This window comes from Nocardia sp. NPDC005366 (assembly GCF_040606855.1).
GTDB lineage: Bacteria > Actinomycetota > Actinomycetes > Mycobacteriales > Mycobacteriaceae > Nocardia.
This window is the reverse complement of the sequence record NZ_JBEXFQ010000019.1, coordinates 96632-118188: the sequence shown is the minus strand read 5'-3', so window position 1 is coordinate 118188 and position 21557 is coordinate 96632. Positions and strand designations below refer to the sequence as shown.

Here is a 21557-nt window from a genome sequence, read left to right as displayed (position 1 = left end):
TCGCTCGTCACGAACCGTCCTCCCCGCTGAAGCTTCAAGGAACCCGCACTGTGCGGATCTCCCCAACGATAGTGGCCGCTATCGCCCACGTCCGCACAGCACGAAGGCGCGGATGGTATCGCGCGAGGAAAACCACTGGCACGTGAAAGAGCCCCGCGCAGTTGCCGGGTCGGGGGTCTGGCAACTACGCGGAGCCGATCTGTTTATCGGCGCAGCGCACAGCGCGTTACACGACTCACGCAGGATCGGTGAGGACCACCGCGGAAAGAATCGGGCGTGACTCTCGCCACATCGCTCGCCAGACACGAGGGAGATGGACCGAATGCAGCTAGGAATGATCGGCCTCGGCCGTATGGGCGCCAATATCGTGCGACGCGTCGTCGGGGACGGACACACGTGCGTCGGCTACGAACGCGCCGCGGGCAAGATCGACCCGCTCAAGGCCGAACTGGGAGACAGCTTCGAAGGCAGTACCGATCTGCCGGATTTCGTCGCGAGGCTGCGCACGCCACGCGTGGTGTGGGTGATGATCCCCGCGGGCGCGACCGGGGCGGTGATCGACCAGCTGGCCGATCTGCTGGAACCGGGCGATATCGTCATCGACGGCGGCAACAGTCGGTACCACCAGGACATCGAGCGGGCCGCCGAGTTGACCCCCAAGGGCATTCACTACGTGGATATCGGCACCTCGGGCGGTGTTTTCGGGTTGACCCGCGGCTTCTGCCTGATGATCGGCGGCGAGACCGGACCTGTCGAATATCTGGATCCGCTGCTGAAATCCATCGCGCCCGGCGTCGAGGCCGCCGAACGGACACCGGGACGAACCGGGGAGCCGTCCACCGCCGAACAGGGCTACCTGCACTGCGGTCCGGCGGGTGCGGGACATTTCGTGAAGATGGTGCACAACGGCATCGAATACGGGGCGATGGCCGCCTACGCGGAGGGCCTCAGCATCCTGCACAAGGCGAACTACGGCGCGGAGCAGTCCGGGGCGTACTCCGCCGAGGAGACGCCGCTCGAACGCCCGGAGTACTACCGGTATCGCCTCGATATTCCGGAGGTGACCGAGGTGTGGCGACGCGGCTCGGTCATCGCCTCGTGGTTGTTGGACCTCACCGCGGGCGCGCTGTACGCCGATCCGAACCTGGATTCCTTCGATGGACGGGTCTCGGATTCCGGCGAGGGACGCTGGACCGTTGATGCCGCGATCGACATCGGGGTACCCGTTCCCGTCCTCGCGGCGGCGCTGTTCCAGCGCTTCTCCTCGCGGGGCGATTCGCTGTACGCGGACAAGATGCTCTCGGCCATGCGCGAGGCCTTCGGCGGGCATCACGAATTGCCGAAAGGGTAAGGGCTACAACGAAACGGCTTCTTGTCACCACACCCACGGCTGGAACGCCCGCACCTATTACCCCCGGTCAGAAGAACAAACCGGCCGTTCCGCTCACCCCGAAAGCCCGATTGCAGTAGTTTTTCACCGGCTGGTCCCATCCGGTCCGCTTCGGCACCACTACGGCTTCCGCTGCGGTCAACCGATCCGGCCGGAACCGGGATACGGCAGAGGGTGGCATCCGATCCCGGGGAAGGATCGGATGCCACCTCTCGATTCCACTGTGCGAGTCACCCGCCGCTTTCACCGCGAGTCGGCGGCACCCGACCGACGGGACCGGATGCCGCGCGATCGCGCACTACCCTTCTCAGCGCTCCAGGATCGCGACGACGCCCTGACCACCCGCGGCGCAGATGGAGATGAGGGCGCGGCCCGAACCCTTTTCGGCGAGCATCTTCGCGGTGGAGGCGACGATGCGGCCGCCGGTCGCGGCGAAGGGGTGGCCCGCGGCGAGGGACGAACCGTTGACGTTCAGCTTGGTGCGGTCGATCGAGCCGAGGGCGCCGTCCAGGCCGAGGCGCTCCTTGCAGTACTGGTCGGATTCCCAGGCCTGCAGAGTGGCGAGCACCACGGAGGCGAAGGCCTCGTGGATCTCGTAGTAGTCGAAATCCTGCAGGGTCAACCCGTTTCGGGCCAGCATGCGCGGCACCGCGTAGGTGGGGGCCATCAGCAGGCCGTCGGGGCCGTGGATGTAATCGACCGCGGCGACCTCGGAATCGACGAGGTAGGCCAGGGTCGGCAGGTTGCGCTCGGCGGCCCACTCGTCGCTGGACAGCAGCACCGCGGACGCGCCGTCGGTCAGCGGGGTGGAGTTGCCCGCGGTCATGGTCGCGCCGCCGGCCTTGACGCCGAAGACGGGCTTCAGCGTGGCCAGCTTCTCGACGGTCGAGCCGGGACGGAGATTGTCGTCGCGGGTCAGACCGAGGAAGGGGGTGATCAGGTCATCGAAGAAACCGCGATCGTAGGCGGCGGCCATATTCTTGTGCGACAGATAGGCCAGCTCGTCCTGGGCCTCGCGGGCGACGCCGAATTCCTTGGCGGTGATGGCGGCGTGGTCGCCCATGGACAGTCCGGTGCGCGGTTCGGCATTGCGCGGGATCTCGATGCCGAGCATGCCGGGACGCAGCTGACCGACGAGCTTGAGGCGGTCCTTGTTGGACTTGGCGCGGTTCGCGTCGAGCATCCACTCGCGCATGCCCTCGCTGACCCCGATCGGCGCGTCGGAGGTGGTGTCGGTGCCGCCGCCGATGCCGGCGTCGATGCGGCCCGCGGCGATCGCGTCGCCGACGGTGACGATGGATTGCAGACCGGTACCGCAGGCGAGCTGTAGATCGTGGGCCGGGGTGTAGGGGCTCAGCTTGGAGCCGAGGACACTCTCGCGGATCAGGCTGTGCTCGCCGACGCGCTTGAGCACGGCGCCGCCGACGACCATCCCGAGACGTTCACCCTGCAGGTTGAATCGGCTGACGAGTCCGTCCAGCGCGGCGGTGAACATGTCCTGGTTGGAGGCGTGCGCGTACGCCTTGTCGGAGCGGGCGAACGGAATCCGGTTACCGCCCACGATCGCGATCGGGCGCGGCTGCCGTGGGGTCTTGGCCGAACGGGCTTTGCTTGTCACTCGAGTCTCCAGGTCTCGTGGGTGGGCATATGCGTTGGGAACAACTGTCCGCGCGCCGTCACGCCGGGCCGAGAAAGGAGATTCCGTCGGCGAGTCGGGCGAGCGGCGATATCGGTTTACTTTAAACTTACTCTGGAGTAAGTTAATTGTCGACACCGTACCCCGCACGTGTTCAGCACGTTCGCCTCGGGGCATGAGTACACGAGACCACCACGAGACACAGAAAAGGTAGGAATTGTGGCAGCCAGCAAGAGCTCGGTCAGCAAGAGCAAGGGCGCACCCAACCTCTACGGATCGTTCGTACACTCCGCCCCCGGCCAGTTCCTGGCGAGCAAGCTGGGCCTGCCGAAGCCGGAGAATCTGCGCCGCTACGCCAAGGGCGAACCGCCGCTGCCCGGTCCCGTCCTGATCGGCGGCAAGGGCCGCGTGGCCGAGCCGGTGCGCGCACTGCTGTCCGACTACACCTTCGCCGACTCGCTGAGCCAGGGCGCGAAGCACGGCGCGCTCGTCTTCGACGCCACCGGCATCCGCTCCGTCGAGGATCTCGCGCAGCTGTTCGAATTCTTCCAACCCGCCATGCGCAGCCTCACCCCGTCGGGTCGCGTCCTCGTCATCGGTACGACGCCCGAACTCACCGCGAGCGTCGACGAGCAGATCGCCCAGCGCGCGCTCGAGGGTTTCACTCGTTCGGTCGGTAAGGAACTGCTGCGCGGCTCCACCGCGCAACTGGTCTACCTGTCGCCGGAGGCCGCCCCCAGCGCCAGCGGACTGGAGTCCACACTGCGCTTCCTGCTCTCGGCGAAGTCGGCCTTCGTCGACGGCCAGGTCATCCGGGTCGGCTCGGCCGATTCCACCGCACCGGCCGACTGGGACAAGCCGCTGGCGGGCAAGGTCGCCGTGGTCACCGGCGCGGCACGCGGTATCGGCGCGACCATCGCCGAAGTCTTCGCCCGTGACGGAGCCACCGTCATCGTGGCCGATATCCCGGCCGCGGGCGAGGCGTTGTCGCAGACCGCGAACAAGGTCGGCGGGACGGCGCTGGCGCTGGACGTCACCGCCGCCGACGCCGCCGAGAAGCTGGCCGAATTCGCCACCGAGCGGTTCGGCGGCATCGACATCATCGTGCACAACGCGGGCATCACCCGCGACAAACTGCTCGCCAATATGGACGAGGGCCGCTGGAATTCCGTTATCAACGTGAATCTGGCCGCGCCGCATCGCATTACCGAGGGCCTGGTCGCGCGCGGCGCGCTCAGGGAAGGCGGACGCGTGATCGATGTGTCCTCCATCGCCGGTATCGCGGGCAACCGCGGCCAGACCAACTACGGCGCGTCCAAGGCCGGTGTCATCGGCATGGTCGCCGCCGAAGCGCCGAAACTAGCGGAGAAGGGCATCACCATCAACGCGGTGGCGCCGGGCTTCATCGAGACGGCGATGACCGCGGCCATCCCGCTCGCCACCCGCGAAGCCGGGCGGCTGATGAGTTCGCTGTTACAGGGCGGCCAGACCGTCGATGTCGCGGAGACCATCGCCTACTTCGCCAGCCCGGCGTCGAATGCGGTGAGCGGCAATATCGTTCGGGTCTGCGGGCAGAGCCTGATCGGAGCATGATGACGCAGACGATCTCGCTCACCGAACCGCCGAAGAACAGCAAACTCTTCGTCAAGGCCGCACTCGGCGCGGTGCCCTTGCTTTCCCAGCGCAAATCCTCGCTGCCGGATCGGGTCGTGCGGCTCGAGGGTTTCCGGGTCGACCCGGATCATCTGGCCGCGTACTGCCGGGCCACCGGATTGCGTTTCGGCGATTCGCTGCCGCTGACCTACCCGTTCGTGCTGAGCTTCCCGCTGGCCATGCAACTGGTCGTGGCCCGCGACTTCCCGTTCGTCGCGGTGGGAGCGGTGCACGCGGAGAACAGGATAGAGCGCGCGCGTGAGATCTCGGTGGCCGAGCCGCTGGATTTCGACACCCATATCGAGAATCTGCGCGAGCATCCCAAGGGCCTGCTCGTCGACGCCGTCACCGAGGTGAAGGTCGGGCGGGAACTGGTGTGGCGTCAGGTCACCACGTTCCTGCACCAGCAGCGGACCTCGCTGTCGGGCGGGCCCAAGCCCGAACCCAAGCCGGACGAGGTTCCCCCGCCGCCGCTGCGCACGCTGCGGGCGGATCAGAAGACGATCAACCGGTATGCCGCGGCCTCCGGTGATCACAACCCGATCCACACCTCGGCCTTGGGCGCCAAAGCCTTCGGATTCCCGAAGCCGATCGCCCACGGAATGTGGTCGGCAGCGGCCATTCTCGGTGCCATCGAGGGTCGGATCACCGAAAAGACCACCTACGCGGTGAAATTCGGTAAGCCGATTCTGCTGCCGTCCACGGTGAACGTGTACGCGGACCAGATCGACGGCGGCTGGGATCTCGCGCTGCGGCATCCGAAGAAGGGGTACCCGCATCTGACGGCGACCCTGCGCTGAACGAATCGCCGAAGGCCTCGAATCCTGGTGATTCGAGGGCCTTTTCGCTTCAGCAGTCGCAGCCGCAGCCACAGTCGCAATCGCCGCAGTTCCCACAGCAATCGGCGCATTCGCAGCAGTCCCCGCAGTCACAGCAGTTCTTGATCCAGGCGTCCTTGCGCTCGCCGGTGCAGGGACTGGTGTGGTCGGCGCAGCAAGCCCAGCCGGTGCAGTAGACGCCGAGAGCGAGGGCTATTCCGGTGCCGAGATCGGGGCGGCGCGTCGGGGGACGGTGACCCGTGCCGGGCAGATGGGCGTGCGGGGCGTGCTCACGGCTCGCGTGGCAAACGTGCGACATCGGCTCCCCGATACCGCGCCGCAGTCTGCGCAGCAGCGAGTTCAGCGGATCGAGCAGAATCCAGCGCACGGTCGGCAGATCCGCCAACTGCGCCTCGGCGACGGCCTCGCGCAGTGCCGAATCGGATTCGCGCAGCAGGTCGTAGGCCTGCGTCACGGTGGTGCCGGTGGCGGCCAACGGGTTGAACCGGCCACGGGCATTGTCGGCGGCGAAATCCTCGACGGCGTCGGCGAGATGAGCGATGCGGCCGAAATGCCTGCCCGCCTCGCGCAGAGGGGCGATGTTCTCGGTGCGGTGCGCGAGAACCGCGGTGTGCGCGAAGAATTCCGCGGCGCAGAGCTGAGTCGGACCGGTGACTTCATCGAGTGACGACCCGTGCCCGATCGCGCGATATTCGAGATCGGCCTGGGCGGCGATCGCGGTGACCAGAGGTTCGACATCGAGGCCGATCCGCTCGGCCTGGCCGCGCGCACGATCGGCCCAGCGGTTCGACACCTTCGCCATCGGGCGGCGGGTGAGCGCGGATCCGTCGCGGTCATCGACGTGATCGCGGATCTTGGCCGATCCCAGCAGCAGCGAGGCGGTCGCGGCGAGCAGCACACCGGGCGAGTCCGCGGCGGCCACCTCCGCGCGCCGCATACCGCGCAGGGCGCAAGGCCCCGCGGCGGTGCGCGCCATCGGAGCGGACAGTTGGGCCTCGATCAGCACGCTGAGGACGATCGCGTCGGTATTGGTCGCCGTGCGCGCCAGTTGGCCGTGCCCGTCACGCAGGCCCAGACACAGCCCGCACATATGCGCTCGCCATTGCGACGCGTCCACCCCGTACTTGTCCGCACCGTGCGCGCACGGTCGCAGCATTCCGAACATCGCGCCCCGTTCACTCCCCGGTTACCGTTCGCGACGGCCGGGCCTCTATATCGATCCCCCGCATCCTGGCAGGCCGTCGATCAGGAGGCGAACCGAACGGGTGTGTCGCGCGTATTCGGCGACGGCCGATGACTCCGGTTCGGCACGACCGCGATCCCCGCGCCCCACCCGCGGTGGTGGCTATTCGGCCTTCTTCCGACCGGCCAGACCGCGCCAGGCCAGGTCGTCCAGGAGATCCACCGCCTCGGCGACTTCGATGCGGCCGCTGGCGACCCGATCGGCGATGGCCTCACCGGCGCCGATGACGGCCACGGCGACGACGTCGAAGTTGGTGCCGGGTTCGGGGTGTTTGGCGCTGGACTCCAGCAGTTTCGCGGTCAGTTCGATGACGCGTTCGCGGGCGTTCTCGATTTCCGAGGCGAAGGCCTGCTGGCCGATCGCCTGCCGGTAGAGCACCTGCCAGGAGCGGCGGTTGCGGTCGACGAAACCGAGAAATCCCTCCAGCGCGGTACGCACCTGTTCGTGGGGGGACAGCAGCGGGTTGCCAGCGGGGGTGACCGATTCGATGAAACGCAGGCCCTCACGCTGGATGCACGCGCGGAACAGTTCGTCCTTCGAGCCGTAGTACAGGTACAGCATCGGCTTGGAGATTTTCGCCTCGGCGGCGATCGCGTCCATCGATGTGTCGTGGAACCCGTTGCGCGAGAAAACCTCGACGGCGGCGTCGAGCATCTGCTGCTCACGAACCGCCCGAGGAAGTCGCTTCGTTCCGCCCGCCATCCACTCTCCTACCACATGATGAAAGCCCTATATTACTCCAAGGTAAGTTCGGCGGGTTGGAATCGATCACCACTCGCCGTCATCCTGGACTGTGCGCTGTCACCACCGACCGGACTCGGTTCGTTGATCCGGCGGTGGATCGGGCCTGCATACGTTACGGCCCGGCCTCTCTGTGACCGGCATGGCGGGGTAAAAGGCGTCCGCTCGCACCCGACGGTTCCCCGTCGGCGGCTCGGGCCGAAATTCAGCAGCGGGCCGCGTCCTTGTATTTGCCGTTGCGCAGCACCGAGGCGTCGACCTGCGCGGCGGGCAACCTGCCGCTCGTCACCGCGGCCTCCAACCGATCGAGCACGCTCGACACCGCGTCGGTGCTGATCCACAGGGCATTGTCGGCGCCCGCCACCAGCGCGGCCTCCACCGCGGCCTCGATCCCCAGCCTGCTGGTGATGGCGGCCATGCCGCTCAGATCGTCGGTGAAGATCGGGCCGTCGAACGGCGCGGCGCCGTACCCGGATCCGTTGCGCAACAGCGACATCGCCGCGGGGCTGATACTGGCAGGAACGTCGGGCGCGGTCAGTCCCGGCACGTCGAGGTGGCCGACCATGACGGCGGCGCCGGAGCCGATGAGAGTGCGGAAGGGCACGAGATCGACGGTCTGCATCTGCTCCAGCGACGGTGTCCGCACCGCGCCGGTATGCGAATCACCCGAGCCGGAGCCGTGGCCGGGGAAATGTTTCATGACCGTCCCGACGCCCACCTCGCGCATGGCGCGGATGTAGGCGTCGGCGTAACGGGTGACCACCTCGGGATCGTCGGAGAACGAGCGGTCGCCGATGACGGAATCGTCCGGCTGACCGCTGACATCGACATCGGGCGCGAAATCCACCGTCACACCCAGATTCTTCAGTGCGCGACCGCGGGTCAGGGTGGCCTCGTAGAACTCCTCCGGGGTCATGGTCTGGGCCGTCACCCGCGCCGAGGGCGCGGGGCCGATCAGATCCTTGACGCGCGAGACGCGCCCGCCCTCTTCATCGATGGTCACCATGAGCGGCACGAGCGCCGCCTGCTGGATCTCGTCCAACTGGCCGTTCGACAGCAGCGACTTATCGGTCCACCCGCCCACGAAAACGCCACCGACCTGCTCGGATTTCACCGTGCTCAGCGCGTCGGAGCCGCCGGTGATGCCGACGGTCAGCAGTTGCGCCAATTTCTGGCGCGGCGTGAACCGGGCCAGGTATGCCGCGCCACAGTCACGCTGCGCCGGGGTGGCCGAGGTCGCGCCGGTGGTGGTCGGCCCCGTCGATTCCGTCCTCGAGGTCGCGACCGTGTCGGTATCGGTGTCGCCGCCGGAGCAGGCGGTCGCGACCGCCGCGATGATTGCGAGCAGAACGAGAGGCGTCTTCCGCATAGACGTCCACGCTACTGCGGGGATGAGCCCGCCTGCCCCCCGGGTTGGCGAGCGCGGGCGATCAGATTCGATCCCAGATGCCGGGGACGGCGATTTCGCAGGTGCGGCGGGCGAGACCGGAAATACTCGCACCCTCGTAGCCGAATACCGCGGTATGCAAGCGATCATGAAACGGGTCGGTCCAGTGCGCCGGAATCGCCGCGGCGCCGACCAGAATTCCGGCGACCGATCCCGCCGTCGCGCCGTTGGAATCGGTATCGCAGCCACCCTGCACGGTTTTGGCGATGGTCCTGGTGAAATCACCGTCACCCCAGAGCAATCCGGCGGTGATCAAGCAGGCGTTGGGAACGGCGTGCACCCAGTTGTAGTCGCCGTGGCGGCGATGAACCGCCGCGACGGCGTCTTCCCAGGTGACCCCGCGCCGGTGATCATCGAGAACGTCGGCGACCGCGGTGGCCAATCTGGTCCGCGGCGGAATATGGCACAAGGCGACCTCGACCGCCTCGCGCGGGCCGTCGACGGTGAACGCGGACGCGATCAGGGCGGCGGCCCACCGCGCGGCGTGCACGCCGTTGCCGGTATGCGAGAGGTAGGCGTCACGGGCGGCAAGGGCGGCGGCCAGCGCCGGATCGCCGGGGCTGACGTACCCGTAGATATCGGCGCGGATCAACGCGCCGATCCATTCGCGATAGGGATTGCGATGCAGCGCCGTCCGCGGTGCGGACCGGCCGTCGACGAGATTGCGGTAGGCCACCCGTTCGGCGGTGTAGGTCTGCAGATACGGCAGATGTTCGAGCCAGGCGACGGCGACTTGGGCGGTGGTGAAATCGATGCCGTGCGTCTCGAGCAGATGCAGACCGAGCACCGTGTAGTCGATATCGTCGTCGCGCGGGGCGCCGTCGATCCGTCCGCGCGCCGACACCGTCCACGTCGGATTCAACGGATAGCGCGAGGAGGGCGGTGCGGGCGCGGGGACGAAATCGGTCAGCGGATACGCCCCCGCCCGCTCCAGATAGTCGCGAATCAGTCGCGGCGTCCACACGAATCCGTTCTCCAGCGGCTTGCCGAGCGCACATCCCACGCACCGGCCGAGCCAGCCGCCGTGCACCCGGTCGAACAGATCGGCCGTGGTGAACGGCACAGGTGTCGCCTCGACGGACGCGACCGGCGGCCCCGGTTCCGATTCGTCGTAGAGCCACTCCGGATCGCGCGGCGCGGCCTCTAGCCGATCCAGCAGATATCCGTAGGCGCCCGCCGAGGTATCAGCGCCGACCAGTGCGCGCACCTGCGGCTCGAGGTGCGCCACCGCGTAACCGGATTCGAGACGTTGACGCCACTCGAAGTACAGCAGCGCCCTCGGATCGGATTCGAGCCTGCCGAAGAACGCCGATTCGATCGCCTGGTCCATCACGTGCTCGCACCTTCGGTTTCCGCTGTTCGACCGCACTGTCGTAGCGCCGATTATCCGCGTGCGAGGTCCGCCGGACGCCGACTCGCCGGGAGTAATCTGGGAAAACAGCCGTGCGACCCCACCAGGAGGTCATCGTGCCCTGCGACCTGATGCTCATCGCCTACGACGGTTCCGAGAATGCCAAGCGCGCCATCGAATACGCCGGACGGTTCCTCTCCGCGAACAGAGCCGTCGTGCTCACCGCGTGGGAACCCATGGTCCGCCAAGCGGCCCGGCTGTCCGGACTCTCCGGTGTGATGCAGCCGGAGTGGGTGCCCGACGAGGAGATCGAGGACATCGCCTACGTCGACGCCAAGACCATCAATACCGAGGGTGTGCGGCTGGCGAGACTGGCGGGACTCAACGCCGAGGCGCGCACCGCCGCCTGCGAGTCGACCGTCTGGAATGCCATCGTCGAATGCGCCGACGAACTCGACGTCGACATCATCGTCGCGGGCACCCGAGGCGCCACCGGTATCCGCGCACTGCTGCACAGCAGCGTCGCCGACGCGGTGTTGAGACACTGCCATCGCCCGGTCCTGCTGGTACCGCCCGGCCGGGAACCGCGCCGCTGAGACGTCGATCGCCCTCGCCGGGTACGCGCGGTGAACAGCGTTAGTGTCGAGGGATCATGAACGAATTCCTGCTCGCCCAACCCGGCAGCGTGCTGCGCGCGCGCGGAAGTCACCGAGTCTTCGCCGAACCGGAGGCGGCCGTTCGGGCGTTGGGCGAGGGCACGGCGGAACTGATCGTCGGCGCGCTGCCCTTCGATCCGAACGGGCCCGCGGCGCTGCACGCGCCACGCGAGTTTCGGCACACGGCCGGACCGTGGCGGCCCGCGGCGCTGCCCGCACTGCCCCCGGTGCGGGTGGTCGACGAAATCCCCTGTCCGGCAGAACATATCACCCGAGTACAGCACCTCGTCGAGTTGTTGAACGATACGACGCAGCCATTGCGCAAGGTCGTCGCGGCCAGATCCGTGCTGGCCGAGGCGCAGAGCGCGCTCGATCCCGAACTCGTCGCCGCGCACCTGTTGACCCGGCACCCGCACGCCAATGTCTTCACGGTGGATCTGACGCCCGCTGGCCGCGACGGCGCGACATTGATCGGCGCGACACCCGAAGTGCTGGTCGCACGCCACGGCGCCACCGTGACCCTGCGGCCGCTGGCGGGCACGCTGGCGCGATCGGACGATCCGATGGCCGATGCCGAGCAGGCCGCGCGACTGCTGGCAAGCACCAAGAATCGCGAGGAGCACGCGTATGTCATCGAGTGGATCCGCGATATCCTCGCGCCGGTCTGCTCCGAGTTGTCCATCCCGGACGGACCCGAACTGCTCAGCACACCGGAGGTCTGGCATCTGGCCACGCCCATCACCGGCACTCTGCGCGACCGGGCGATGACCGCGCTGGATCTGGCGATCATGCTGCACCCGACCCCCGCGGTCTGCGGCACGCCCACCGCGCTCGCGCTGGAGACCATCACCCGCGTCGAGGGGGACCGCGGTTTCTACGGCGGCGCGGTGGGCTGGTGCGACGCCGACGGCGACGGCGAATGGGTGGTCGCGATCCGGTGCGCGGAATTGTCCGCCGACGGCCTATCGGTGCGGGCGAGCGCGGGTGGCGGCATCGTCGCCGCGTCGGACCCGGCCGCCGAACTCGAGGAGACGACCGCCAAACTCCGCACGTTGCTGCGCGGATTGCACTGCGCCGTGCCTGAGCACTGAGCCGCCTCACGCTGGCGGCACATGATCACGTTGCGGTGGCTGGCCGGCAGGCGGGGCTGGAGCACCTGGTAGCCGTTGGCGCTCAGTCCTCGTATTCCTGGTCGAGCATCCGCATGTAGCGGTCCAGGAACTCGCCGTCGCCGACGGAGCCGGTGCAGTCGAGCCGGTAGTCGGCGATGACCGACGGGACGAGCCGGTCGACGGCGATGATCGCCCGCCGGAGCCGGTCGAGGCGCGCGGGGTCCTCGGTGTCGGCCTGGTACCAGATCTGCTCAACCAGAGGTTCCTCGCCGTCCAGCTTGACGAAGCATGACGCGTCGACGCCGTAGCAGTAGGCGTCGTCCTCGTAGCTGCCCATCGGGTCCTCAACGCCCTCGGTGAAGCCTGCCGAAGCCGTCGCGACGAACCGCCGGATTCGCGGCATGATCGGCGTGAGCGCGGCGTCGGCCTGCGCGAACGTCAGCCCGGCGGCCGCGTAGTCGTCGGCAGGCGCCGCGATGACGTGCACGTCGGTCCAGCCGACGCCGTCGGGCGCGCGGTTGGCCCTGCTCGCGGCCTCGGCCGCGAGCAGGTCGGCCGCGACCTCGGCGGCGGCCTCGAGCGGGTGGAGGCAGCGCATGCCCCACTCGTCCTCGTGGATGTGGATCTCCGTCACGGCGGCGAACTCGTCGGTCACGCGGCCCACCCTAAGTGGGTTGCCAGTACTTCTGCGCGGTTACGGGCACCAGAACCGGATCCCGAGTCCCGGCGCGGCATCGGGCCGGCCGCACCGGCTAGAGGCCGTTGCCCTGCCTACTGCGGCCTCGCGGACCGGCTGGGTGTGGGGGTGAGTAGTCCCGACCCCTCGCCGCAGATCACCGGGTCGAAACCGGACAAAACCGGACTGTGGATCCCTTGCCGAAGTGCCATCACCGGAGGCTTACTGAATATGTAGCGGTTGCCGCAGAAGGATTGACATCCGTTGCAAGGTAACCCTTTTCATTCTATTCGACTTGGAGTCGACCATGGCAGCAGTACTCACCACCCTCACACCCTCTTCCGGCCCTGCGACCACGTTCAGCACTGTGGTGATCACCGGCTCGGGGTTCAGCAATGTCGGTCCTTTGACCGTGCGGTTCGGTACCAAGGCAACCACATTCACCATCGACTCCGACACCCAGATCACGGCCATCTCCCCGACGGGGACAGGCACGGTGGACGTCACCGTCACCGTGGAGCTGGACGGCACCAGCAACGCACTGCCCTTCACCTACGTCTAACGGCGGGTGCGGCTGAGCCGTCGGTGGGCAACTGCCTGCCGACGGCCCAATCGCGTTGCGGTCGCAGGTATGGGGCCGCCTGTCGATGCTCGAAGTCGGCCGCACGGCGTCCTCTCTGATCTGCGCGCCCGAGTTGTGGACGCCGAGCAGGTCGAGGCAGATGCGGCCCGCGATCGTCATCGACAAGGCGCCGGACGTCACCACATCCTGAGACCGCTCCCGGTCCTCGATCTCGCGATCCGCTCCGCGACTGTTGTGGGGCAGGCCGTGGGACGAGGGCGTGGGGCATCGCGGGCGCGGCGCGAGGTGCGCCCGCCTGCGAAAGTGCCGTGGCGGCGGACTAATTCAGCGATGCCAGCGCGACCAGGATGAACGGGCCAACGATGATCAGCGCGATGGGCAGCAGGAATTCGATGCGTTCATAGAGCGGCTTACCCGGCTCCATGGGGATGCGCGGACCGCCGGGAATCGGCGGAGGCAGCTCGGTGATCCTCGAGCGGGCAGGGATATTGATCAACATGGTGACGGGATTGATCACAGCGGACAGGAAGCCCCACCAGCCGATCCACATGCTCTCGACCGTCATTCTGCGGTAGGTCGCGAGACCGCAATCGCGGCAGAACGGGCCGGGCGACTTCAGGAACTGCATGAAGAAGATGAAGCCGCGGTGCCCCCGAATATCCACCGACGCCGCGGGTGTCGAACCGCAGTAGGCGCAGTAGACGCCATTGGCCGTGGACGCGAAATTGCCCGATGATTGTAATGCCGACATGATGAATTTCCCCCCAATGCGATAGCGGCCGCCCCAACCGTGATCCGTATGGCGGCAGTGAGCAGGCTAACCGTGGCGCGATTACGTAGGCAACACGGTTGCGGGCGTTGATGGGCGAGACCCGGCGCCATCGGGGCCGGTTGCGCTCGATGTCACAAACTTCGTTGTGTCTCAACAACAATCGTTTCTGATCCACGATGCCGCGCGCCATACGGCATTTCCGTGTGCTCTTCGGATGCGCCCGCCGATCGTGGACGGAAGGGTCTGCAGTACCTGGGTCGACGAGATCAGCGTGGTACCAGGCACTTTCACGCTGACGAATTTGCTCTTGAACGACAGTCAGGTGCCCCGCCCAAGCGAGCCCGTTCAACCTCGACAGACATACCGAGATCACCGTGCACGACTGCACCGTCACGGCCTCCGCTCACGAAACCACGATAACGGCCACCTGGCTCCACTGCTGACGGATTCCCTTTCGGTGGCGGGACGTTCCACGCCACCAGGGGTTGCAGAAGTAGAAACGGCGCAGAAGACAACGGAGTCCAGTCGGGCGCGGAGGCCGCGTCTTCCCAGACCGCGCGGACGGCGCCCGGGTCGGGGATCAGCCTCAGCTCGGTGGCCGAGGCAAGCTGCTCGGCGAATTCCTTGGAACAGTCGGCCAACGGCGCACCGCGATTGCGGCCGGTGGGCGCTTGTTCGGGGGCGGGTTGGTGAAGTGCTGTCAGGAAGGCGGCCAAGGTGGTTGCCGCCTGCGTGGCGCGCGTGACGGGACTGCGGTCGGCGGGCTCGCCTGGCACCCAGGTGGTGACGATCCACGGCCGCGGAAAACGTTCGGAGGGTTCACCGAATCGTTGTGGAACGGGAACCGGCAGCGGCGGATGCCGGGCGAGGGCAGGCAGCCAGGTGCACTCCTTGTGCAGCAACGCGTCCGCGGACTCCGTCGCCCAGGGCAATCGAACGGCGAGGTCGTCGCCGAGCCGGTATCGCAACCGTGATGGCCCTGTAGCAGCGGCGGCGGAGAATACAACGTAAGTGCGGGTCAAGGCAGGTTTCTGCTACGCGATGTCTACCGCCGTCTACCGCCGGCGTACCGCAGCAGGATGAGCCGCGACCACGGCTACTGCCTGTGGTTCGCGGCGGAACTTCAAATCCGCACAAAATTCGGCTCGTCGGGAGCCACGTCAGCAGGGTTGAGGAGCATCCAGGAGAAAGTCACGCGAAACGGACAGGCTAAATTCTGCTGTTTTGCTGGTGATCTCATATCGGTGTGCTTGACGACACGAATAACGATCCGACCCGCGCGAGCGATGACCCCGCACCGATGTCGCGAGGCCAGGTGACGCGGCAAGCGGGATGGGCGGTGCTCGCACTATCCGAAGGTATCGCGCGAGACCGGTTGTTCGTGGCCGCCGCTTTCTGTTCGGTCGTGGTGCTTGCACTGGGCGTGATGTCGGACTACCTCGCGATGATGGTCGCTGGCATCGCCGTCGGCGTCGCCGGACTCGTACTCGTCGTGCTCGCCCTTGGCCGAAAATGGTCGGCGGGTCGCCAATGGCTGCTCATCGCCGCACTGTTCGCAGTAAACATCTCGATGATGGTCATCGCCTGGAAACTGGGAACGTAGTCGATCGGACACGCGACCAGCGCTTTCACCTTGTCCTCGCTCGAAATCGCGGACTGTTGCCACCCGGAGACCGACCGGCCTGCTAGGTTGGCCCCGGAATGTGCCTGCGTCGAAGTATTGGAGTCCCGCGATGAAGTTTGCTGTCCCCGGCATTGCGAGTGCGGTCGCCGGCGCCGTCCTCGGCGCGGTCGCCGTGTTCGTGATCACGGCCGCCGTCCAGCAGAACACGCGGCCGGACCTCGATCACGGCGACCCGGATTCCTCGTTGCTCAACAACGTTGAATACGGCGCACGCTGAGCCGCTGACCTCCGCTTCATCCGCCGATTCACTCGGCTCCGGCGCGGCAGAGGCTCGGTCCGATGTCGCGCCGCTGGGTAGACGTTGGGGTGCCGCGACCGTGGTCGCGGCATTCCTGCTCACCTTCCTGCAGGCGCCCGGTCTCACGGTCGCCGACACCAAATACGATCTTGCGCAGAATCCGCTCGGATTCTTGGAACGCGCCGCCCACCTGTGGAGCAGCCAGGCCCCGATGGGGCAGGTGCAGAATCAGGCCTACGGCTATTTCTTCCCGCACGGAGCGTTCTTCTCGGCGGGAAATATTCTCGGTCTGCCCGCCTGGGTGACCCAGCGGATCTGGTGGGCGCTGCTACTGCTCGCCGGGTTCTGGGGCATCATCCGACTCTGCGAAGTCCTCGGCATCGGCAGCAGAGGATCGCGCATCCTCGCCGCGATCGCCTTCGCCCTCTCACCCCGGGTGCTGACCACACTCGGCTCGATCTCCTCGGAGACGCTGCCGATGATGCTCGCGCCCTGGGTGCTGCTCGCCCCGGCCGCACTCGGCACCGCTTATCGCCATCGCACACGCGGCGGCGCGGTATCGCCCGCGGGCAGTGCCCTCGCGCTCGCGCTGATGGGCTCGGTCAACGCGGTGGCGACCGTCGCGGCCTTCCTGCCCGCGCTGCTGTGGTGGGCCTCGTACCGGCCGAACCGGCAGTGGTGGCGTTTCACCCGGTCCTGGGTTCCGCTGCTGCTGCTGGCCACCCTGTGGTGGGCGGTGCCGTTGCTGCTGCTCGGCAAGGTCAGCCCGCCGTTCCTCGACTACATCGAATCCTCCGGCGTCACCACCCAGTGGGCCTCACTCGCCGAGGTGCTGCGCGGAACGGACAGTTGGACTCCGTTCGTCTCACCGGAACGTATCGCGGGCGCGGTGCTGGTCACCCAACCCGCGGCAGTACTCGCCACCGGACTACTCGCGGCCGCGGGTATGGCGGGGCTCGCCATGCGGACCATGCCGTTCCGCGGACGACTCGCGCTGATTCTGCTGGTCGGGCTGGTCGGGATCTGCGCAGGCTACGTCGGGGAACTCAGCGGTCCGTTCGCCGAGTCGGTGCGCGTATTCCTCGATTCCGGTGGCGCTCCGCTGCGGAATGTGCACAAACTCGAACCCCTGATCCGGCTGCCCCTTGTCCTCGGTCTCGCGCATCTGCTGGCGCGGGTTCCGCTGCCCGCGTCGGTGCCGATGCCGGAATGGCGCAGCGCGTTCGCGCATCCGGAGCGCGACCGCACGGTGGCGATCGCGGCGCTGGTCCTGGCCGCGCTGACGCTGTCCACCGCACTGGCCTGGACGGGGAAGCTGGCCCCGCGCGGCGCCTACGACGAGGTGCCCGGCTATTGGAAACAGACCGCGCGATGGCTGTCCGAACACGCCGACGACACCCGCGCGCTGGTGGTACCCGGCGCACCGTTCGGCAGCCAGGTATGGGGCCTGACCAGGGACGAACCGCTCCAGGCACTGGCGGATACGCCGTGGGCGATACGCGACGCCGTCCCGCTGAACCCGCCGGGCACCATCCGCGCCATGGATTCGGTGCAGCGGCTGATCGCCGACGGCCGCCCGTCGGCGGGACTCGCGGCGACGCTGGCCGACCAGGGCATCGGATATCTGGTGCTGCGCAATGATCTCGATCCCGAAACCTCGCGGTCGACGCGTCCACTGCTCGCGCACCGGGCGATCGAGGGTTCGCCGGGGTTGACCAGGGTGGCCGAATTCGGCAATCCGATAGAAACGTTCGTGATCGCCGACAACCTGGTGGCGGACGGGGACCTGCGGCCCACCTATCCGGCGATCGAGATCTACCGCGTCGACGCGCGAACACCGGGCACACCGGTCGAGGTCACGCCGGGTGTCGGCGCGCCGGAATCCTTCCCCGGCGCGCATACCGTCGCGATGGACTCGGTTCCGGTCGTGCAGGGCGGCGCCGAAGTACTCGAGCGACTGCGCCGCGATCCGGACAACCCCGATGCTCCGGTCGTTCTCGCCGGTGACGCCGCCGCCGCCGGATTGCCGATCGGACCGTTGACCGTCACCGATACGCCGATGGACAGGGAATCCGATTTCGGCCGCGTCGACAACCACAATTCGGCACTGCGCGCACCGCGGGATCCGCGACGCACCCACAATCTGGTGCCCGACTATCCGGTGGACGGCGCGGAATTGGTGCGCGGGCAATGGTCGGGCGCGACGATCACCGCGTCCAGTTCCGCCGCCGACGCCACCCAGATCGGCGGTTCGGCCCCAGGCAGCTCGACCGCCGCCGTCATCGACGGCGACCCGGCCACCTCCTGGATCAGCAGCGGTCTGGAACGTTCTGTGGGGCAATGGCTTCGGCTCGATCTCGATCATCCACTCAGCTCCGGGCTGCTGCACCTGACCACCAGCGCCGCCGCCATCGGCGATCCGGTGAAATGGGTCGAGGTGCGCACCGCCAACGGCAGTGTCTCCGCACGGATCCCCGAACCCGGTGCGCCGGTGTCCATCTCGCTTCCCGCAGGTGCCACCGACTGGCTGACCATTACCGCGATCCGCACCGAAGGCGGTGCGCGCGGCGGGCAATTCGGCATCAGTGAATTGAGCCTCGACGATTACAGCGTGCGCGAGGCGCCGGTGCGCGTCGATATCAGGCACCGCACGGTGCTGCCGCCGACACCGGCGGGCGCGCAGATCGCCGGATGGGATCTCGGGCAGGAATTCCCCGGTCGCAGTGCGTGTTTCGACTCCCCCGATCGCGTCAGATGCAGTAAGGGCCTGGCACTGGCGCCCGAGGAATCGGGAACCTTTCAGCGCACCCTGACCTCGCCCGAACCGATGCGGGTCACCCCGCGACTGACGCTGCGCACGCGGCAGGGCCCCGCGTTGGAGGCGCTGCTCACCGACCGCGACCGTCCGGTAGCGCGCGGACAAGCCGATGTCGGCGATCTGCGCGGCGCGGCATTCGCGGCGACCGACGGCGATGTGCGCACCAGCTGGACCGCGCCGGAGGATTCGGTGCGCACCAGGACCGGGGCCAAACCGACACTGACGATCGAACTCCCCGAACCGGCCCTGGTGACCGGCCTCGACCTCACCCCCTCGCTGGGCGGACTACCCGCGGCGCCCACGTCGGTCTCGGTGAACCTGGGCAACGGCCCGCAGGTCCGCGAACTCGACGAGGACCGCGAACCCGGAAAACCCGCGCGCATTTCGCTGTTTCCGACCGTCACCGACCACATCGAGCTCAGCATCCAGAGCTGGACGCCGGTTCTCGACCGGACCGCACTCGGCTTCGCCGCCGAACAGCCGCCAGGACTCGCCGAAATCTCGGTACTCGGCCCGGATTACCCACCGCCCGCACCCGCCGATCGACCGCTGACCATCCCCTGCGCCCTCGGTCCGACGGTGAGCGTCGACGGGATCGCGGTGCGGACGACCGTCACCGCGACCGCCGACGATTTACGTTCCGGCGCACCCGTTTCCGCGCGGGTATGCGACGGCGACGAGCCCGCGTCCGCGGATACCGCGCCCGAACTCACGGTGGGGACCGGGCAGGTCGACGTCAGCGTGGGGCCGACCGAAGTGTTCTTCGTCGATCGGCTGCGGCTGACGCGCACCGATACCGCCCCGGCCCCGATGGCAACGTCGGCCGGGCGGCAGCTGCTGGTGTTGCCGCTCAGTACCAACGTCGGCTGGCAGGCTCGCACCGCGGACGGCGCCGAACTCGCGCCGGTCGTCGTCAACGGGTGGCAGCAGGGATGGCGACTGCCCGAGAACTGGTCGGCGCAGGACGGCCCGATCACCGTCTCCTTCCCGGCGGACCGGTGGTATCGACTCGGGATCTTCGGCGGTCTGCTGCTCTTGATTCCCCTCGTCGCACTCGCTATCCCGCGTCGCCGCGCGGCGGATACCGGCGTGATCGCGGTGCCACACACCTGGGGTACCAGAGCCCTCGGCGTCATCGGCGTCGCCGCCGTCGCGACAGTCATCGCCGGTCCGGTGGGCGCCCTGCTCACGATCGCGGGGGTACTCGCGGCCCGCTTCGCCGACCGTGTCACCGCGAATTACCTCGCCGCGGTGGCGGGTGCGGGGACCGCGCTGTCCCTGGCCGCGCTCTCGACCGGGCCGTGGCGCTCGCCCGGCGGATATGTGGGCGGATCGCTGTGGGTACAGGCGCCCGCGCTGATCGCGGTGATCGCGGTCGGTATCGCCGCGCTCCCGCGTGCGCGAAGGCCGCGCTCGCGGCCGGGCGACGCGGAGCCTGGGGATTCCGGCGACGCCCGGTCACCCGATCGCTGACGATCTCACGGGCGGCCGAGCGCCACGACAACCGTCTACGTCGCCTCCGCTCGGCGCTTGTCCGCCCCGGCGAGTCTGGCCTGATCGAACCGCCGCGCCAGCAGCCGGGCCGGTTCCTCGATGAGCGCGAAACTCGCGGCTGCCAGCGGCAGGGTCAGCACGACGGTGAGGAGCAGGACGGAGAGGAAGTTCCGCTGGAAGGGCAGGATGCCGAAGACAGGGAAGATGACCGACAGCACGGCCAGATGCCAGAGGAAGATTCCGTAGGACCAGCGTCCCAGGGTGGCGGCGGTGCGCGAGCACAGCCAGCGATGTCTGCCGTCGCCGAGTACCAGCGGGGCGAGCAGCCCGAATCCGATGACCGCGCCGAGCGCCATCTTGGCCGCGTACTGCCAGGGTTCGGCATGCGTCAGCCCGGCGGGCCCGCAGATATCGGTCGCGGACAAGAGCAAGGCCAGCACCGCGATACTCCACATCAGCCGCTGGTTGCCCAGGTAGCGCCGCCACGTCGATAGCGCGTCGCTATCGTCGACGAGTTCGGCGAGCACCATGCCGACGGCGAACCACGGCAGGTAGGCGGGCAGCCAGTTGTCGGCATGGATCGCGTCCTGGGTGGGGATCGGCAGCAGATTCCAGCCGAGGCAGACCAGTCCGAATCCGGCGATGACGGGCACGCGCAGCCGGGCCGCGCGCCCGCGCAGTCGCACGAGGGCGAAGGCGAACAGCGGCAGCACCAGATAGAACGCCACCTCGACGGACAGACTCCACATCTGGGTGAGCCCATCGGTCAGCGTCAGCGGAATGAAGACCTGGAGCAGCGCCAGATTCGACATCCACACGCGCAGACCCGCGGTATCGGCCGCGTTGGGCAGCAGTATCAACACCGCGCAGACCACCGCCCAATACGCGGGCAGGATTCGCGCGCCACGATGCAGCAGGTAGCGCGTGGTGGACGGCCGCCGCCCGAAACCGCGCGCCACGCTCGCGTGCGGTCGCCACAGCAGGAATCCGGACAGTCCGAAGAACACCGCGACCGCCATATCGAATCGTTCCAGGATCCGGCCGAGCGGCGCCGCGGAGGCGCCGGTCTGGAAGGCGACGTGGGTGACCATCACCCCGAGCGCGGCCATCGCGCGCATCCCTTCCAGCGCGGGGACGAAACCGCGGGATCGGGGCGGCGCCACGTCGGGCACCAAGGGCGGGGCGGGGACTGTCGCGGTCATCGCCTTCCAGTCTCCTTTGCCG

18 protein-coding genes are annotated in these 21557 nt (G+C 67.9%); 9 read left to right on the top strand and 9 right to left on the bottom strand.

What is annotated here, in order from left to right; translation table 11 throughout:
- The first annotated feature begins 322 nt into the window (after positions 1 to 322).
- Positions 323 to 1351 carry a phosphogluconate dehydrogenase (NAD(+)-dependent, decarboxylating) gene (gene gnd, locus ABZS43_RS22155; RefSeq protein ID WP_355037818.1) on the top strand — a complete coding sequence of 343 codons (1029 nt, stop codon included), beginning with the start codon at positions 323 to 325 and terminating at the stop codon, positions 1349 to 1351.
- Between the two features lie 346 nt (positions 1352 to 1697).
- Here the strand turns inward: gnd and ABZS43_RS22150 are convergent, their stop codons facing one another.
- Positions 1698 to 3008, bottom strand: a complete 1311-nt coding sequence (locus ABZS43_RS22150; RefSeq protein ID WP_355037817.1) for an acetyl-CoA C-acetyltransferase — start codon at positions 3006 to 3008, stop codon at positions 1698 to 1700.
- 237 nt (positions 3009 to 3245) lie between these two features.
- Here ABZS43_RS22150 and ABZS43_RS22145 point away from each other — a divergent pair, with 237 nt between their 5' ends.
- Positions 3246 to 4619, top strand: coding sequence for a 3-oxoacyl-ACP reductase (locus ABZS43_RS22145; RefSeq protein ID WP_355037816.1), 1374 nt, complete (start codon positions 3246 to 3248; stop codon positions 4617 to 4619).
- A complete protein-coding gene (locus tag ABZS43_RS22140) occupies positions 4616 to 5479 on the top strand; it encodes a MaoC/PaaZ C-terminal domain-containing protein (protein WP_355037815.1) in 864 nt (287 codons plus the stop codon). Before ABZS43_RS22145 ends, ABZS43_RS22140 begins: the two co-directional genes overlap by 4 nt.
- Positions 5480 to 5528: 49 nt before the next feature.
- On the opposite strand, the gene ABZS43_RS22135 is transcribed toward ABZS43_RS22140, so the two are convergent.
- From ABZS43_RS22135 to ABZS43_RS22120, 4 genes are all read right to left on the bottom strand, one after another.
- Complete coding sequence (locus ABZS43_RS22135) at positions 5529 to 6683, bottom strand: DUF5685 family protein (RefSeq protein WP_355037814.1); 1155 nt, start codon at positions 6681 to 6683, stop codon at positions 5529 to 5531.
- 180 nt (positions 6684 to 6863) lie between these two features.
- The gene (locus ABZS43_RS22130; protein WP_355037813.1) at positions 6864 to 7463 is read right to left on the bottom strand and encodes a TetR/AcrR family transcriptional regulator; all 600 of its coding nucleotides are present in this window, start codon (positions 7461 to 7463) and stop codon (positions 6864 to 6866) included.
- Between the two features lie 244 nt (positions 7464 to 7707).
- Complete coding sequence (locus ABZS43_RS22125) at positions 7708 to 8871, bottom strand: glycoside hydrolase family 3 N-terminal domain-containing protein (RefSeq protein ID WP_355037812.1); 1164 nt, start codon at positions 8869 to 8871, stop codon at positions 7708 to 7710.
- Positions 8872 to 8932: 61 nt separating this feature from the next.
- Positions 8933 to 10279, bottom strand: a complete 1347-nt coding sequence (locus ABZS43_RS22120) for an ADP-ribosylglycohydrolase family protein (protein WP_355037811.1) — start codon at positions 10277 to 10279, stop codon at positions 8933 to 8935.
- Between the two features lie 137 nt (positions 10280 to 10416).
- On the opposite strand from ABZS43_RS22120, the gene ABZS43_RS22115 reads away from it, so the two are divergent.
- Both ABZS43_RS22115 and ABZS43_RS22110 read left to right on the top strand, forming a co-directional pair.
- Entirely contained in the window at positions 10417 to 10896 is a 480-nt protein-coding gene (locus ABZS43_RS22115) for a universal stress protein (protein WP_355037876.1), read from the top strand.
- 56 nt (positions 10897 to 10952) lie between these two features.
- Entirely contained in the window at positions 10953 to 12047 is a 1095-nt protein-coding gene (locus tag ABZS43_RS22110) for an isochorismate synthase (protein WP_355037810.1), read from the top strand.
- 82 nt (positions 12048 to 12129) lie between these two features.
- On the opposite strand, the gene ABZS43_RS22105 is transcribed toward ABZS43_RS22110, so the two are convergent.
- Complete coding sequence (locus ABZS43_RS22105) at positions 12130 to 12723, bottom strand: hypothetical protein (RefSeq protein WP_355037809.1); 594 nt, start codon at positions 12721 to 12723, stop codon at positions 12130 to 12132.
- A gap of 328 nt (positions 12724 to 13051) precedes the next feature.
- Here ABZS43_RS22105 and ABZS43_RS22100 point away from each other — a divergent pair, with 328 nt between their 5' ends.
- Positions 13052 to 13306 carry an IPT/TIG domain-containing protein gene (locus ABZS43_RS22100; RefSeq protein WP_355037808.1) on the top strand — a complete coding sequence of 85 codons (255 nt, stop codon included), beginning with the start codon at positions 13052 to 13054 and terminating at the stop codon, positions 13304 to 13306.
- Positions 13307 to 13646: 340 nt separating this feature from the next.
- On the opposite strand, the gene ABZS43_RS22095 is transcribed toward ABZS43_RS22100, so the two are convergent.
- Positions 13647 to 14078 (bottom strand): hypothetical protein, encoded by a 432-nt coding sequence (locus tag ABZS43_RS22095; RefSeq protein ID WP_355037807.1) that lies wholly within the window; start codon positions 14076 to 14078, stop codon positions 13647 to 13649.
- 308 nt (positions 14079 to 14386) lie between these two features.
- Complete coding sequence (locus ABZS43_RS22090; RefSeq protein ID WP_355037806.1) at positions 14387 to 15067, bottom strand: phosphotransferase; 681 nt, start codon at positions 15065 to 15067, stop codon at positions 14387 to 14389.
- Between the two features lie 278 nt (positions 15068 to 15345).
- On the opposite strand from ABZS43_RS22090, the gene ABZS43_RS22085 reads away from it, so the two are divergent.
- From ABZS43_RS22085 to ABZS43_RS22075, 3 genes are all read left to right on the top strand, one after another.
- Positions 15346 to 15702: a hypothetical protein gene (locus tag ABZS43_RS22085; RefSeq protein ID WP_355037805.1), complete on the top strand. Its 357-nt coding sequence runs from the start codon at positions 15346 to 15348 to the stop codon at positions 15700 to 15702.
- 130 nt (positions 15703 to 15832) lie between these two features.
- The gene (locus ABZS43_RS22080; RefSeq protein ID WP_355037804.1) at positions 15833 to 16000 is read left to right on the top strand and encodes a DUF2613 domain-containing protein; all 168 of its coding nucleotides are present in this window, start codon (positions 15833 to 15835) and stop codon (positions 15998 to 16000) included.
- Between the two features lie 73 nt (positions 16001 to 16073).
- Positions 16074 to 20312, top strand: a complete 4239-nt coding sequence (locus ABZS43_RS22075) for an alpha-(1->3)-arabinofuranosyltransferase (protein ID WP_355037875.1) — start codon at positions 16074 to 16076, stop codon at positions 20310 to 20312.
- A 35-nt stretch (positions 20313 to 20347) separates the two neighbouring features.
- Here the strand turns inward: ABZS43_RS22075 and ABZS43_RS22070 are convergent, their stop codons facing one another.
- The gene (locus ABZS43_RS22070; RefSeq protein ID WP_355037803.1) at positions 20348 to 21535 is read right to left on the bottom strand and encodes an acyltransferase; all 1188 of its coding nucleotides are present in this window, start codon (positions 21533 to 21535) and stop codon (positions 20348 to 20350) included.
- Positions 21536 to 21557: the final 22 nt, after the last annotated feature.